Source organism: uncultured Roseovarius sp. (assembly GCF_947489715.1).
In the GTDB taxonomy this organism is placed as follows: domain Bacteria; phylum Pseudomonadota; class Alphaproteobacteria; order Rhodobacterales; family Rhodobacteraceae; genus Roseovarius.
The window spans coordinates 140,193-155,948 of the sequence record NZ_CANLER010000008.1 but is presented as its reverse complement, the minus strand read 5'-3'; the positions used below and the strand labels follow the sequence as shown (position 1 = coordinate 155,948).

Annotated in this window: 14 protein-coding genes; 3 read left to right on the top strand and 11 right to left on the bottom strand. The window is 61.1% G+C overall.

Annotated elements, in window-relative coordinates:
* A complete protein-coding gene (locus Q1B27_RS18655; RefSeq protein ID WP_299849806.1) occupies window positions 1-825 on the bottom strand; it encodes a DeoR/GlpR family DNA-binding transcription regulator in 825 nt (274 codons plus the stop codon).
* A 112-nt stretch (window positions 826-937) separates the two neighbouring features.
* Between Q1B27_RS18655 and glpD the strand changes: the two genes are divergently transcribed.
* From glpD to glmM, 3 genes are all read left to right on the top strand, one after another.
* Window positions 938-2,512: a glycerol-3-phosphate dehydrogenase gene (gene glpD / locus Q1B27_RS18650; protein WP_299849804.1), complete on the top strand. Its 1,575-nt coding sequence runs from the start codon at window positions 938-940 to the stop codon at window positions 2,510-2,512.
* A 60-nt stretch (window positions 2,513-2,572) separates the two neighbouring features.
* Window positions 2,573-4,051: a glycerol kinase GlpK gene (glpK, locus tag Q1B27_RS18645; RefSeq protein WP_299849801.1), complete on the top strand. Its 1,479-nt coding sequence runs from the start codon at window positions 2,573-2,575 to the stop codon at window positions 4,049-4,051.
* 99 nt (window positions 4,052-4,150) lie between these two features.
* Window positions 4,151-5,491: a phosphoglucosamine mutase gene (gene glmM, locus Q1B27_RS18640; RefSeq protein ID WP_299849799.1), complete on the top strand. Its 1,341-nt coding sequence runs from the start codon at window positions 4,151-4,153 to the stop codon at window positions 5,489-5,491.
* 126 nt (window positions 5,492-5,617) lie between these two features.
* Here glmM and Q1B27_RS18635 read toward each other — a convergent pair whose 3' ends face one another.
* From Q1B27_RS18635 to Q1B27_RS18590, 10 genes are all read right to left on the bottom strand, one after another.
* Window positions 5,618-7,126 carry a TIGR01777 family oxidoreductase gene (locus tag Q1B27_RS18635; RefSeq protein ID WP_299849797.1) on the bottom strand — a complete coding sequence of 503 codons (1,509 nt, stop codon included), beginning with the start codon at window positions 7,124-7,126 and terminating at the stop codon, window positions 5,618-5,620.
* A gap of 5 nt (window positions 7,127-7,131) precedes the next feature.
* Window positions 7,132-7,776 carry a DUF4166 domain-containing protein gene (locus Q1B27_RS18630; protein WP_299849795.1) on the bottom strand — a complete coding sequence of 215 codons (645 nt, stop codon included), beginning with the start codon at window positions 7,774-7,776 and terminating at the stop codon, window positions 7,132-7,134.
* Window positions 7,777-7,854: 78 nt separating this feature from the next.
* Window positions 7,855-8,415, bottom strand: coding sequence for a MarR family transcriptional regulator (locus tag Q1B27_RS18625; protein ID WP_299849793.1), 561 nt, complete (start codon window positions 8,413-8,415; stop codon window positions 7,855-7,857).
* Between the two features lie 194 nt (window positions 8,416-8,609).
* On the bottom strand, window positions 8,610-8,840 hold the full coding sequence (locus tag Q1B27_RS18620) for a hypothetical protein (RefSeq protein ID WP_299849791.1): 231 nt from the start codon (window positions 8,838-8,840) through the stop codon (window positions 8,610-8,612).
* Between the two features lie 12 nt (window positions 8,841-8,852).
* Window positions 8,853-10,292, bottom strand: a complete 1,440-nt coding sequence (locus tag Q1B27_RS18615) for an ammonium transporter (protein ID WP_299849789.1) — start codon at window positions 10,290-10,292, stop codon at window positions 8,853-8,855.
* Window positions 10,293-10,598: 306 nt separating this feature from the next.
* Window positions 10,599-11,876: an aminotransferase class III-fold pyridoxal phosphate-dependent enzyme gene (locus tag Q1B27_RS18610; protein ID WP_299849786.1), complete on the bottom strand. Its 1,278-nt coding sequence runs from the start codon at window positions 11,874-11,876 to the stop codon at window positions 10,599-10,601.
* 11 nt (window positions 11,877-11,887) lie between these two features.
* Window positions 11,888-12,991 (bottom strand): mandelate racemase/muconate lactonizing enzyme family protein, encoded by a 1,104-nt coding sequence (locus Q1B27_RS18605; RefSeq protein WP_299849784.1) that lies wholly within the window; start codon window positions 12,989-12,991, stop codon window positions 11,888-11,890.
* A 153-nt stretch (window positions 12,992-13,144) separates the two neighbouring features.
* On the bottom strand, window positions 13,145-14,254 hold the full coding sequence (locus Q1B27_RS18600) for a mandelate racemase/muconate lactonizing enzyme family protein (protein ID WP_299849782.1): 1,110 nt from the start codon (window positions 14,252-14,254) through the stop codon (window positions 13,145-13,147).
* On the bottom strand, window positions 14,251-14,535 hold the full coding sequence (locus Q1B27_RS18595) for a cupin domain-containing protein (protein WP_299849780.1): 285 nt from the start codon (window positions 14,533-14,535) through the stop codon (window positions 14,251-14,253). The genes Q1B27_RS18600 and Q1B27_RS18595 overlap by 4 nt, the downstream gene beginning before the upstream one ends.
* On the bottom strand, window positions 14,532-15,644 hold the full coding sequence (locus Q1B27_RS18590) for a mandelate racemase/muconate lactonizing enzyme family protein (protein WP_299849778.1): 1,113 nt from the start codon (window positions 15,642-15,644) through the stop codon (window positions 14,532-14,534). The genes Q1B27_RS18595 and Q1B27_RS18590 overlap by 4 nt, the downstream gene beginning before the upstream one ends.
* Between the last annotated feature and the right edge of the window lie 112 nt (window positions 15,645-15,756).

The following is a 15,756-nucleotide window of genomic DNA, read 5'->3' as shown; positions in this document are numbered from 1 at the left end:
TTACTTGAGGTCACTGTCGCGCGTGCGACTGCGGCTGTCCAGTTTGTTCCGTGGTTGCCCGTCTGTTTTGGTGATTTGAATTTCCGTGTCCAGCGACGCACATCTTTCTGAGAGTTCCGTGGGCAGAGGTTTATCTGAAATGATCGTGTCGATCTGGCTGATCGACGCAATGCGAACCGGTGCCGTACGGGTGAATTTTGAGCTGTCCGCCAAAAGAATACTGCCGCGTGATCGCTCAAGCGCGCGCCTGCTTACAATTACCTCCTGCGGATCGAAATCCAGCAATTCTCCATCGGTATCCACCCCGGAACAGCCGATGATGGCGATATCGAATTTGAAGTTCTCCAACGATGCGGCGGCCATCTCTCCCACCAGCCCGCCATCGCCAGACCTGAAACTGCCACCGGTCAGTGTGATCTGGCAATTTTTGTTCGCTGCCAGAATTTGCGCTACGTTAATGTTGTTGGTCGCCACGATCAGATTTTCATGACCTATGAGTTCGCGTGCCAGCGCTTCTGTCGACGTGCCGATATTCAAGAAAATGCAGGCATTATATGGGATCATCTGTGCTGCGGTGCGGGCAATCGCCTCTTTTGCGGCACTGTTGAGCTGACGGCGTTCCTCATAGACGATGTTGCGGATACCCGAGGGTAGTGTTGCGCCGCCATGCACCCGTGTCAGCCGCCCCGCTCTTGCCAGATCGGTCAGATCGCGGCGGATTGTCTGAACGCTGACCCCGAACCGCTCTGCTAGTCCGTCAACTGTTACTTTCCCCTCCGCTCGGGCGATCTCAAGAATATCTGGATGGCGAAACGTTTGCGGCATGTCCGTTCCTTGATGCAAAAAATTAGAACGAAAGTAAACGAACGCGCGATATTGACAAGTTTTATATTATAAGTGATCAAAGATGCTCTGTTTCAGGGGCAAGGGGCCTCATTTGTCTGCTTCGTCACAATCTTGGGATGTTGATCTTTTCGTGATCGGCGGCGGTATCAATGGCTGCGGCATAGCGCGTGATGCCGCGGGGCGGGGTCTGCGCGTGGAATTGGCCGAGATGAACGATCTGGCCTCCGCCACATCCTCGGCCTCGACCAAGCTGTTCCACGGTGGTTTGCGATATCTGGAATATTTTGAGATCAGGCTGGTGCGTGAGGCGCTGATCGAGCGCGAGACATTGTTGCGGGCGATGCCGCATATCAGTTGGCCGATGCGCTTTGTGTTACCCTATCACCGTGACATGCGTTTTGATGTGGAAACGCCCACGTCAAAATTGCTTGGCTTTATGATGCCGTGGATGAAAGGGCGCAGACCTGCCTGGCTGATCCGGCTGGGGCTTTTCCTTTATGATCATCTTGGTGGGCGAAAAATCCTGCCTGCGACAAGCGTGGTCGATCTGGCGAACGATCCGGCAGGCCGCCCATTGCAGGATCGCTTTACCAAAGCATATGAGTATTCGGACTGCTGGATCGAAGATAGCCGCCTTGTCGTGCTCAACGCGCGCGATGCCGAGGCAAGAGGCGCCCGGATCAATACCCGCACCCGTGCGACACGGGCCGAGCGACGCGCGGATCACTGGGTGATTTCCCTGGAATCAGCCAATGGTGAGATGCGGCAGGTGCGGGCTGGAATGCTGGTCAATGCAGGGGGGCCTTGGGTCAAGGATGTGATTGAAGGTGTTGCCGGTATCAATGCATCCGAAGGCGTTCGGTTGGTACGGGGCAGCCACATTGTCACCCGGAAACTTTTTGATCATGACAAATGCTACTTCTTTCAGGGCGAGGATGGGCGGATCATCTTTGCCATTCCTTACGAGACGGATTTCACCCTGATCGGCACCACGGATGCCGAACACGCGGATGTCGGCACGAGGCCGGTTTGCACGACAAAAGAAGCGGACTACCTGCGCAAGTTTGCGGCATCTTATTTTAGCCAACCGATTGAGAAGTCTGATATTGTTTGGACCTATTCAGGTGTGAGGCCGCTTTATGATGACGGCGCAAGTTCGGCGACAGCGGCAACACGAGACTATGTGCTCAAGGTCCGAAGCGACGGCGGTGCGCCGATGCTGAATGTTTTTGGTGGCAAGATCACCACTTACCGCAAGTTGGCCGAGGCGGCGCTTGAAAAGATCATGCCTTTCTTTCCCGGTGCCACCGGGCCTTGGACTGCGGGGGTTGCCATGCCGGGCGGGGATTTCCCGATGGACGGGTTTGATAGGTTGGTCGCTGATCTGGCGCAGGACTTCCCGTTTCTTGAACAGCGCCAGGCCCGCCGCATGGTGCGTGCTTACGGAACCGAGGCACGTGAAATGCTGAAGGACGCCGACAGCCCAGATGATCTGGGCCAGGATTTCGGTGCGGGTCTAAGTGCGCGCGAGGTGCGTTGGCTTATGGATCGCGAGTACGCGCACACGGCCGAAGACGTGGTATGGCGTCGGACAAAGCTTGGCCTGCGGATGAACGATGAGCAGATCGCAGCCCTGGACAAGTGGATGCAGGAAAACCAGACGTAAGTCATATTGCCTTCCGTCGGTCGCGTTGCCAAACTGGTCGGACAAAACGGGGGTATTTCGGTGACACATATTGTTGCGATTGATCAGGGCACAACATCGAGCAGGGCAATCGTGTTTGATAGCGCGATGCAGCCCGTGGCCGTGGCGCAGCAGGAATTTCCTCAGCATTTTCCAGCTTCTGGCTGGGTCGAGCATGACCCGTCAGATCTTTGGCAGACGACATTGGCGACCTGTCGCGAAGCGATGGAGCAGGTAAGCAACAAGATCACTGCCATCGGCATCACAAATCAACGCGAAACCACGGTGGTCTGGGATCGCACCACCGGCGAGCCGGTGCATAATGCCATCGTCTGGCAAGATCGGCGCACTGCGGATTATTGCAAATCCCTGCGCGAAGCAGGGCATGCCGAGATGATTACCGAACGTACTGGTCTTCTGGCGGATCCCTATTTCTCGGGCACCAAACTGCGGTGGATATTGGAGAATGTTGACGGCGCGCGCGTTCGGGCAGAGGCGGGCGAGTTGCTTTTCGGTACGGTCGATAGCTTTCTTATCTGGAAGCTGACCGGCGGGCAGGTACATGCGACGGATGCCACCAATGCAGCACGCACCTTGCTTTATGACATCCGCAAAGGACGTTGGAGCAGTGCGATTTGCGACTTGCTGGACATTCCGATGCAGATGTTGCCCGAGGTGCGCGATTGCGCGGCGGATTTTGGCCGCACGCAACCGGATTGGTTGGGGCAAGAAATACCGATCCTTGGTGTAGCGGGCGATCAGCAGGCGGCGACGATCGGGCAGGCGTGCTTTAGTCCGGGCATGATGAAATCGACCTATGGTACCGGCTGTTTTGCGCTGCTCAATACCGGGGACACTCCGGTTGTGTCCAGTAATCGTCTTTTGACAACAATTGCTTACCAGCTTGACGGTAAACCGACCTATGCGCTGGAGGGTTCGATTTTCGTGGCGGGGGCAGTTGTGCAATGGCTGCGGGACGGCCTGAAAATCATCGCGGATGCGGGTGAAACCAAGGCGCTGGCCGAAGCATCAGACACGGCCCAGAACGTTGTGATCGTCCCTGCCTTTACGGGGCTGGGGGCGCCGTATTGGGATGCCGATTGTCGCGGGGCGGTTTTTGGCCTGACCCGCAATTCCGGCCCCGAGGAATTTGCCCGCGCGGCCCTGGAAAGCGTGGGCTATCAGACCCGCGATCTGCTTGAGGCGATGCGCGATGACTGGTCGGACGCTGGCGGGCAGGCGGTACTGCGCGTCGATGGCGGGATGAGCGCGTCGGATTGGACGATGCAGTTTCTGGCCGACATCATCGATGCGCCGGTGGATCGACCGAAAGTCCTGGAAACAACGGCGTTGGGCGCTGCCTGGTTGGCAGGCATGCAGGCGGGTATCTATCCCGGGCCCAAAGAATTCGCCCAAGGATGGGCGCGGGATCGGCGATTTTCCCCTAATATGGAAAGCGCGGCGCGTGATAGCAAATACGCAACCTGGAAACGCGCGGTTGCGGCAACAATGGCGGTATGATCGCGCCGATTTGCCGATAAGACGCTAGAAGTTGCGCGGATCAGCGGGTAAAGGAATAAGCGCCCTGACCGGGGCAGGATTTTAGTGATCGGACGTGGCATGGCGGATAAACTTTTTGGCACCGATGGGGTACGTGGACGCGCAAATAGCTGGCCGATGACGGCCGAAATGGCGCTGAAGCTGGCTGCTGCTGCCGGGCGCTATTTTCGCCGTGACAAGAACGAGCACCGCGTCGTGATCGGCAAGGATACAAGGCTTTCGGGCTACATGATCGAAAACGCGCTCACGGCGGGGTTCACCTCGACCGGCATGAACGTGTTCCTGCTGGGGCCGGTGCCGACACCGGCGATCGGGTTTCTGACCCATAGCCTCAGGGCAGATTTGGGCGTGATGATTTCGGCCAGCCACAATCCGGCCTCGGATAATGGGATCAAATTCTTCGGACCGGACGGATTCAAGCTGAACGACGATGCTGAAAGCGAGATTGCGCGGCTGCTGGAGGCGGGGGTTTCGCCGGCCGCGCCCGAGAATATCGGACGTGCCAAGCGGGTGGATGACGTACGCGGGCGCTATATCGAATATGCCAAAACCACCTTTCCGCGGGGCAAGCGGCTGGATGGGTTGCGCATCGTTTTGGACTGCGCCAACGGAGCGGCCTATCGCACCGCGCCGGAGGTTCTGTGGGAGCTGGGCGCCGATGTGATTCCATTAGGAGTGGACCCTAACGGATTCAACATAAACGAAGATTGCGGATCGACCCATCCCGAGAAAGCGGCGCAGAGAGTGCGTGAAACCCGCGCCGATCTGGGCATTTGCCTGGATGGGGATGCAGACCGGGTGATCCTGATTGACGAGAATGGGCGCGTGTCTGACGGGGATCAGATCATGGGTCTGATCGCCTCGCGATGGGCCCGTGAGGGGCGGTTGAGCGGTCAGGCGCTGGTGGCGACGGTGATGTCCAACCTGGGACTGGAGCGTTTTTTGCAGGACCAGGGGATCGGGCTGGAGCGGACCGCGGTTGGCGACCGCTATGTCGTTGAAAGGATGCGAGAAGGCGGCTTTAACCTGGGCGGAGAACAATCGGGTCATATCGTGATGACCGACTATGCCACCACCGGCGACGGGCTGATCGGTGGATTGCAATTTCTGGCCGCGATGGTCGAGACCGGTCAGAAGGCAAGCGCGCTGGCACAAGTCTTTGATCCTGTTCCACAAAAGCTGATTAACGTCACCTATGAACAAGGCAAGACTCCGCTTGAAGCCGCGCCGGTTCAGGACGCGATTGCAGCCGGTGAAGCCGCACTTGGTACCGGCGGGCGGCTTTTGATCCGCAAGTCAGGCACGGAGCCTTTGATCCGCGTGATGGGCGAGGCCGAAGACCTGCCGCTGCTGGACAAGGTGTTGGGCAGCATTACGGATGCGGTGCGCGCTGCAAGCTGATTTTCTAGCCGGAAAAAGTGAACGCTGCGGAGTGTGACCCCGGCAGCGTCCAAAGTTGCAACTGTGTAAACTGTGTACGCGGATTGTGTACACATTGCCCGGATGGGGCGGTGCCTTAAGGCGCTGTTAGGGGACACGGACCGTTTTTTGCCGTTTTTGCCGATGTTCGGCGCGACCAAAACCAGTGGATTTCGACCCGGTGATCCGGCGCAGCATCGGGCCAAGCTCGGCATGCTGAAACTCGAACCCATGACGCAGAAGCGCGGCGGGGATCACACGCTGTCCACCCAGCATGGTCTCGCGCGCGAGATCGCCCAGCACGCCCGCCAGAAGCCAACCGGGGAACCGCAGGAACAGCGGGCGGTGCAGGGCGCGGGCGAGGTCGCGGGAGAACTGATCATTGCGCACCGGGGTCGGGGCCACGGCATTGATCGGGCCGCTGATCTGCGGATTGGCCAGGGCGAAGGTAATGACACGGATCATGTCGTCCTGTTCGATCCAAGGCATCCAGTGTTGTCCGTTCCCCATGATACCCCCTGCACCGAATTCGAACGGGGTCAGCAGCCGGGCCAGCATGCCGCCATCGACGCCCAGCACCAGACCGGTGCGCAGGACCACCAGACGCACGCCGTGATCGGTGACCGGTGCGGCGGCGTCTTCCCACGCGACGCAGACATCGCGGGTAAAGGCGGGTGCCGGGCTGGCGTTTTCGGACAGCTCGGCGTCACCGTGCAGCCCATACCATCCCATCGCCGAGCCGCTGATGAAACTCTCGGGCTTATGGTGCAGCCGGGCAACCAGTGCGATCAGCGCCCGGGTCATCTCAACCCGCGAGGCGATGATGCGCTGCCGTTTGCGGGCGGTCCAGAGGCCATTGGCAATCGGATCACCGGCAAGGTTGACGATGGCATCGACCCGGTCCTCATCCGCGATCTGATCCAGAGCGGTGATCAGGCGCACCGGGTGGGCCAGCGCGTCGGCGCGGCGCAAATCACGGGTCAGCACGGTGACATGATGACCGGCGGCTACAAGCGCCTGCACCAGACGGGCACCGATGAAGCCGGTGCCGCCGGTGATCAGGATATTCCGTCGGGGCGGCATCCCTGCCACCAGTGCCGCCGGATCGCCCCGGTCCAGCCGATCGCTGCGCGCCGCCGCCAGCAGGTCACGGATGCTGAACAGGCCGACACCCAGGGCCGAGGCGGTGGCCATCACGCTCCACCAGCCATAGCTGACGGGGATGATGGCGCTGGGCAGAAACGCCCAGTCCCAGAGGTAGGGTGCGGCCAGCGCAAGGATGGCACCATAGTTCAATGCCAGTAGGGTGTGATTGATCCGCTCGGTGCCCGGCAGTTTGCGGGTCATGTCCTCTTCGACGAAATCCCACAGGGTGATCAGCACCTCGGTTGCAAGGATGCCCGCGAGGATCATGGTGAAGATGCCGTGCGGTTCGAACCAGCCAAAGCAGAGAAAGATCACCGCGTAAAAGAAATTGCGCACGCCGTGCAGGCGCAGTTCGTGCTTTTGCGAGGGGCGCCATGCCAGACGCTCGGAGCCTTCGTGATGCACCAGCGTGTCGAAGGCACCCATGAAGACCTGGATCGAAATCAGGGTCCAGAGGATCGGATTGTCCATTTTGGTTACTCCTTGGCGTCGTGAAAGAGAGCGTCTTGCCGGATCAGGCAGCCGAACAAACGGTGGGTGAGGGTGAGGGCGAAAAGGAACTGGCCGTCGCCCAGATCGTGATGGCCGATGACCAGCGCGCCGGGGCTGAGGGCACGCGGCAGGCGCAGGCGGCGGCCGAGGATTTGCAGGAAGTAGTGATCGCTTTTGAAAAGAAGAGCGTTACCGTCGGCCTGCACCCGAAGTGCCATGCCGATGCCATAGCCCACGTATTCCTCAAGCCCGGTCGGCCCGGCAAAGCGTTTGGAGCTGTGCAGGATCTGCGGAAACCCCGCCGCGCGGCCATATTGACGGATCCAGAACTGGCCATCGCTGGCGACATCTTCGGTGACCGAGACCACGGCGGGGTGTCCGACCGACGACAGGTCATAGGGCAGGGGTGCACCGATCAGGCGGGCAAGATTGGCCAGCACGCGGCCCGCAAGGGACAGGCGCATCGTGGTCACCTTGCCCTGATAGGTAACGCTGGCCCCGCCGCTCAGGCGTTTGCCAAAGCGATTGCGGATTGCGACGGGCAGATTGTTCCACGCCTCCTCTCCCAGCAGATTGCGAAAGCGGTGGTCGGGTTCTTTGGTGCAGGTCGGTGGGGTGGGGTACATCATCATATTATCACTCGTTCTGTAGGATCACTTATTTCAGTATTGAGAGAAATAATGGGATAAAAAAAGGGAAAGCGCGGATTATTCGGATTTCTTGCCGGTCAGTTTCAGCAGGGAAAACACCTTATCGCCCATCTTCATCAGGGCATTGAGCCGGGATTTCGGGACGGACAGCATTTGCGACGACCAGCGGTCGGCGGTTTGCAGAAACTCCTGCATTTCCTTCATCCGGTTCAGGATGACCGGGTTCAGGTTAGGCTCGTCATCGGCCTGGCGGATGCACATGTCGATCGCGGCCATCGCCGGATCAATCTCACGCTCCTTGCGGCCCTGGGCGATCAGCATGGCCATTTCCCAGACATCGACCTCGGCCACGAAATGTTCGCGGCGATCACCGGCGATGGGCACGCGGCGGATCAGTTTCCAACCGACCAGTTCTTTCAGGGAGTTCGACACGTTGGAGCGGGCGATGCCCAGCTCGTCCGAAATCTGTTCAGCGTTCATCGGGCTGGTGCTGAGGAACAACAGCGCATGGATCTGCGCGACTGAACGGTTCACGCCCCACTGGCTGCCCATATCGCCCCAATAGAGGATGAACTGATCCTTGGCGGTTGATTCGTTTATGTCTTTAATTTCTGTCATAACAGAAATATCTGTTATTTACGCATTAATGTCAAGATGCGCCTGTTTCGGGGTGATATGTGGGCGAGGAGCGGGATGAAGTATGGGGTGTCGCGCGCTGTTTGGGCGATCTCCCACTTGGGCGTGTCATGCCCCTGAAATCAAAACGGCCCCGCGATCTGCGAGGGCCGTTTCATGTTGGTCCGAGGCTGCGCCTATTCGTGCGCTTCCTCGTCGAAGACCCGTTTTAATCGTTCCGGGCTTCTTGCGGCGGCTTCGTCAGCCTCCATTTCCTTCTTCTCGATCCCGGCCTGCATGACGTGGAAGGCCAGCCAGAAGAGGACGCAGACGACGAAGAGGATAAACTCCATCCCCACCATCGGGTAGATTGGACCGATTTGCGACAGGTCGGCTCCGGCCCAGGTTTCTACTTGTGTCGTTGACATTTGCAGTCCTCCTTAGTTCAGCAGGCCAAGGCGCTTGGCCTCAGCGATGTCGGCTTCGGAAATCGCGATGGCATCCATTTCCTCGGCGATCTCTTCGCTCATGTCGAGACCAACGAGTTCAACCGCCGGCGGCACCCGCAGCATGCCCATGCCCGAAAGGATTTTCGAGACGATGAAAGCAGGCAGGAAGCCCAGAACACCGAACATGATGATCGCGCCCGCAAGCTGACCCCACGGGGTGATATGCGCTGCCGGATCGTGATAGGCGGCGGTGGCCGGGTGACCCCAGAGCATGAAACCGCAGATGATCAGGCCGATGAAACCGGCATAGCCGTGCACGGCAATTGCGCCGACCGGATCGTCGATCTTGAACTTGCGCTCGACCCAGAAGTGCAGCTTGTAGGCACAGTAAGCGCCGATCGCACCGATGATCATCGCCTGGTACGGATGGTAGAGGTCGTTGCCCGCAGATGCGGTGATGACCCCGGCAAGACCAGCCGAGTAGGTCCAGAACGCCTCGCCCTTGGACACGATGTAGCCCATGATCAGACCGCCTGACAGAGACATCAGGAAGTTGAACACGATGGCCGATAGCGTCGTCGGTGTGAGGTAGATCGTCGTCGCGGTGAAGTTCACCACGCCTTCGGCACCGCCCAGCGACTGGTGGTCGATGATCGGCACGTTACAGGCGACGTAGAAGCCCCAGAAGCCGCAATAGATCAGGAAGAGGCCGATGGTAACGAGCCACTTGTTATGCGGGTTGATGTTGCGCGGGGTGCCATCGGGGGCAAACTTGCCGATCCTTGGCCCCAGCACACAGACCACGCCAAGCGCGAAACCACCGGCGATGGCATGGATCACACCCGAGGCGTAAGCGTCGTGATAGCCTAGCTGCGTGACCATCCAGCCATCCGGGTGCCAGCCCCAGGCGGCGTCGATGATCCAGGTGAACGAGCCGATGACAACGGCCAGGATCCAGAAGGCCGAGGGGCGGATGCGTTCGATTGTGGCGCCCGAGACGATCGAGGCCGCAGTCCAGGAGAAGAGCAGGAAGGCCGCCCAGAACACGCCGTTGATGCGCGCCCAGAAGCTGTTACCCAGCTCAACCCCGTAACCCATGACGGGGTCCTGGCTGGCGATGCCGGGTCCACCCAGGTGGGTGCCCATCAGTTCGCCCCACGGAACCGCGTTATCGGATTGGGTAAGGCCACCGGTGATGCCCGGGCCATTGGGGAAGGCGAAGTAGATCCACCATCCGAAGAAGAAGAACGTGACGGTCACCAGCGGGATGAGCATGGTGTTTTTCATCAGCGTGTGAACGTGGTTTTTGTGGCGGGTTGCGCCGACCTCATACATGCAGAAGCCTACATGGATCAGGAACATGAAGGGTACAGTCACCCAATAATAGAACTCGGTGAAAATCACCGTCAAAGCACCGATATCGGTATCCATTCAGTTGTCCTCCCGTTTGGACAGTTGCTTTTTTGTGGGGCTCTTGTTCAGGTGGCCCCTTTCTTTTGGTTTAGTATTGGTCCATCAGTGGTTCGGATGGTACACCAATATTACCTCTAACTCGACTCTTTTCCTATCGAAAGAGCCGTGTCGCAAACAGATTAGCATGCGTCGTGTTTCCTGTCAGGTAAAAATTATTCCTGAAAATCCGCACCATATGTTGTAGCTACACTTTGGGATAGGTGCATACCTGCGCTACCCCTGCGGTTGAGGGGGGCACATCCGTGCAAAAAGGAGTGTCTGATTCTAGCCGGCGATGGCCTGTGCGGCGCGGTCATATGCGGTCCGGGTTTGGGCCAGATCTTCGTCCGTGAGCGCAAGGCAGGGGTAGGTCTTGCCGGTCGATTTGAACAGCCCTTCCTGCCGCAGAACGGCGTTGAACCGCGCGGCCCGGGCCGTATCGGACTGCAGCACATCGCGGTAATTGCCGACATCCTTGTCGGTAAAGACGATTTCGAAAAGCGTGCGGTCGCCGACGATCCGGTGGGGGATGGCATGCGCCTCCAGCGCCTTGCTCGCCATATCCATGATCTGTTGGCCAAGATCGCGCAGCCGGTCATATTGCCCGTCGCGGCGCAGGATCTCCATCGTCTTGAGCCCCGCCACCGCCGCCACGGGATTGCCCGACAGCGTGCCCAGCTGCATCAGCCATTTATCCGCGCCCACGGCGGATTTGTCGAAATGCGCCATGATGTCCGCGCGCCCGGCAATGGCGGCAAGGGGGAAGCCGCCGCCGATGATCTTGCCAAGGGTGCAGATGTCGGGGGCCACGCCGTAAAGTTCCTGCGCGCCACCGTAAGAGAAGCGAAAGCCGGTCACGACCTCATCATAGATCAGCACGATGCCGTATTTGTCGGCCTCGTCGCGCAGTAACTGCAGGAAGCCCGGGGCCGGCGGGATGATGCGCTGCAATGGCTCGACGATGATGCCCGCCACCTGATCACCCCATTCGGCCAGCAGGGAGCGGATATAATCGGGGTCGTTGAAGGGCGCGATCAGCATTTCAGCCGCGACGCTGTCGGGGATGCCGGCACTGTCGGGCACCGCTTGCGGGAAATTGGCCAGTTGCGTCGGCGCCAGCGACATCTGTGCTTCGGCGGACATGCCGTGATAGCCGCCTTCGAACTTGACGATCTTGTCGCGCCCGGTAAAGGCGCGGGCCAGCCGAATGGCGTACATATCCGCCTCGCCGCCAGAGCTGACATAGCGCAGTTGCTGGGCGCAGGGGACGGCGCGGCAGATTTCCTCGGCCAGTTCGATCGCGGGGGCGTTGTTGGCAAAGAAGGTCATGCCACGGGGCAGTTGTTCGAATACCGCCTCCTGCACCTCGGGGTGGCCATGGCCCAGCAGCATCGGGCCGGACCCGATCAGGTAGTCGATATATTCGGTGCCGTCCTCGTCCCAGACGCGGGCACCTTTGCCCTCGCGGATGAAAATGCCGGGGTCGAAATTGCCGAAACCACCGGCGGGTAGGACGTCCTGTGCGCGGGCAATCCATTCGTCCTGGGTGCGGGTCTTGAGCATTTGGAAACCTCCTAGTCGAGAACCAGATCGGGGTGGCCGAGGAAATCGGGATCAGGCGTGACGCCAAGGCCGGGGCCGTTGGGCGGGGCGATGCGGCCATTCTGCCGCGTGGGCGCGTCGGGCGCGAGGCGGGGGCCGACATAGTGGCTGAGATCGCAGGCATTCATCAGCCCGCGTGCCGGGGTGGCAGCGGCAAGGTGCAGCACGGCGGCGGTAGTGATGTCGCTGCCCCAGGTATCTTCGATACACATCTGGGTGCCCAGCGTCAGGCAGAGATCGCGGGCGCGTCTGGTGGCCGACAGCCCGCCGAACTTGCTGAGTTTCAGCGCCACCGCATCCATGCATCCCAGTGCTTGGCCTTCAAGCAGCGACGGGATATCATGTGCGTTTTCGTCCAACTTCATGGCCAGGCCGGTGGCGGCGCGCACGGCAGCGCATTCGGGGATCGTGGCGCAGGGCTGTTCCAGCATCACATCGAGATGCGCCACCGCCCGACCGACGCGTGTGGCGGTCAGCCGATCCGCGCCGCAATTCCAGTCGCCATAGACCAGCGGGCCGGAGCCGACCGCAGCGCGCACCTGTGTCAGCCGTTCGACATCAGCCTGCCAGTCATCATCTGCGCCCAGCTTGACCTGAAACTGGGTCATGCCCTGCGCCTGTGCGTTCCGGGCCATGCGCGCCATCTCGTCCGGGGCGACGCAGGTGATGGAATGGTAAAGCGGCATGTCGGGCACCGCGCGGCCCCCTAGCAGCGCATAAAGCGGCAGGTTGGCGACCTTGCCGGTCAGGTCCCAGAGCGCGATGTCGAGGGCGGATTTGGCATAGACATGGCCTTGCAGGTGCTGGTCAAGCCGAGCCATCAGTGCCTCAGGCCCGGTGGGGTCAGCACCAAGCAGCAGGGGCGCCATGTCGGTGATCGCGGGGGCGACGCCGGCGGCATAGGCGGGCAGGTAATGCGGGATCGGGCAGACCTCTCCCCAACCCGAGAGGCCGGTATCGGTATCGAGCCGGAGTACGACAGTGGGGGTCGTATCGCAGGTTTTGCCATCGGCCATGTAATAGGTGTCATGGGCGGTGAGGGGCACGTGCCAGAGCGAGAGGCGTATGAGTTTCATGGATTTGTGCCTGCCGGAGGTTTTGCGCCGCGCCTGCGCGCGTCGCCGGGGGGCGGCCCGGCGGGCCGCGGTTGGGTGGTGCCCGGGAGTGTGGCGGTGCGGGGCGATGTCAGCGGTATGATGTGAGTATTTCGGCCAAGAAGAAGCATGGGATCAGTGCTCGTAGGTTGCGACGGGAGAACCGAGCCGGTCCGGATCGGGGGTGACGCCGAGGCCCGGGGCATTGGGCGGTGTGGCGGTGCCGCCAGCGTTGCGTGCGCCCTGGCCCGGGACCGGATCGACCGCGAGGTGATCGTGGCAGAGCCAGGACGCAAGGCGATAAGCCTCGGGCGTGGCGGCGGCGAGGTGGATCGCGGCCGTATCGGCCAGGGCCGAGCCGCCCACGTCTTCGATATGCATTTGCCAGCCGATCGAGAGGCCGAAATCGCGGATCTGTCGGGCCTTGGTCAGGCCGCCCAGCCGGTTTGGCTTGATCTTGACGCCCTCGCAGGCGCCCTGCTGCCAGGCCTCGAGGTGATCGTTCATGTCGTGCAGGCATTCATCGAGCAGGATCGGGTTTTGCACGCGGCCCGCCACATGGGCGCATTGGGCCAGGGTTTCGCAGGGCTGTTCGACCCAGTCGCGGGCGGCGGTGGAGGTCAGCACCTCGATCGCGGTGGCGGGCGTCCAGGCACGGTTGACGTCGAAGGTGACGCGGTGGCCGGGGGGCAGGGCAGCGGAAATCGCTTCGATCCGGGCGATATCGGCGGCGGGATCAGCGCCGCCGACCTTGGCGGAATGAACCGTGTAGCCCTTGGCCGCGGCGCGGGTGATCCGTGCGATCATCTCGTCCGGGGTGCCGGTGGAGATCGAGGAATTGACCGCGACGGGGGCAGGTGCATCGCCGCCCAGCAATTGCCAAAGCGGCATGTTGGTGGCCTGGCCGAGGATGTCCCAGCAGGCGATGTCGATGGCGGATTTGACGAAGTTATGTCCCGGCAGCTGCACATCCATCACTCGGTTGACGTGATCCACGCTGCGCGGGTCAAGGCCGATAAGTGCCGGTGCCAGCGTTTCCAGACCGGCGCGGATGCCGGGGCCGTGGGCGGGCAGGTAGGTGTGACCCCAGGGGCAGCCTTCGCCCCAGCCGCTGAGCCGCGCATCGGTGTCGATGCGCAGGAATGTGCTGTCGAGCTGATCAAAGCGCAGCCTGCCGCCGGAGAGCCAGTAGGGCTCGGTCAGGGGCAGGTCGAGCTGCCAGACGGTCAGACGGGTGATCTTCATTTCAACTCGACCTCGATGAAGGACATGGGCGCGTCGCCCGCGTTGATGACGTTATGTTCGACGCCGGCGTCGCGGCGATAGGCGGCGCCGGCGGGGACGGTAACGTCACGGCTTTCGCCGCCCGGTTCTTCGAGGCGCATGTGGCAATCGGTCAGTGCGGTGATGACGTAATCGTAGTCATGCACGTGCCAGCCGGTTTCCTGTCCCGGGGTGAATTCGAACCGGGTGACGCGGGTGCGGGCATCGTCGATCAGCGGGGTGGCGGTGCAGGGATGGGTCATGATGGGCCTTCATAGGTTGCGATGGGTGCCCCGAGGCTATCCCAATCCGGCGACACGCCAAGGCCCGGCGAGTCGCTGGCATAGAGTTTTCCGGAACTGGCCTTAGGGCCGCCGATGCCGGTATTGCGGGTGTTGTAATTCATCAGGTCGGTGGAATTGACGAGATATTCCGCAGGGGTCGAAGCGGCGAAATGGGCCACGGCGGCGGAGGTGATCTGTCCGCCCCAGGTGTCTTCGGCCACGACGGGAATGCGGTTTTCAACCAGGTAATCCCGGACGCGCCGGGCCTTGGAGAGCCCGCCGAGATTGGAAATCTTGAGGCAGCAGATTTCCGCGCCGCGATCCTGCACGACGCGCTGGGCGGCATGAAGGCCAGTGATGCATTCATCAAGCTTCATCGGTTGGGTGGCGATGCGGCGCACCTGTTGGCATTCCTCATAGGTCTTGCAGGGCTGTTCGAGGATGTAATCGAGATCAGCCGTGGCGCGTGCCACGCGGATGGCATCATCGACACGCCAGCCCTGATTGGCGTCGGCCATCGCTTTCTCTCCGGGGTGCAAAAGCGGAACGGTCTGGCGGATACGGTCGATATCGGTGGCCCAGTCGCCGCCCACCTTGATCTGGAACTGGCGATAGCCGGATTTGCGGTGGCGGTCCATCTCGGCGATGGTTTCGGTCACGGGCTTTTGCGGGGCGACGCGGTACATCGGTGCGCCATCGGTCAGTTTGCCGCCCATCAGCATCCAGACCGGTTGACCCGTGACCTGGCCCAGAAGATCCCAGCAGGCGGCGTCAAAGGGGGCTTTGGCATAGCCGTGGCCCTGCACGAGCGTGTCCATCAGCCGTTCGATCCGGGCTACCTGTCGGGGGTCTTCGCCGATCAGGGAGGGGGCGATCAGGCGGGCCAGCGCCTCGACCCCCTCGGAATGGGCGACCATGTAGTTTTCGCCGCAGGGGGTGAATTCACCGCAGCCCTGCAGACCGGCATCGGTGTCGATCACCACGACCGAGGCTTTGGCGGTGGCGATGGCGTTGCCCGCGCCCCAGACATATGTGCCGTCCACATAGGGCAGGTCGGTCTTGAAGAGGCGGATGCGGGTGATTTTCACGGGGTTGCCCCCCGGGGGTGTTGCGCCGCGCTTGCGCGCGTCGGGCCGGATGAGTATTGCGCCGCGCTGGCGCGCGTCGCGGGGGGCGGCCCTGCGGGCCGCGTCCGGGTCA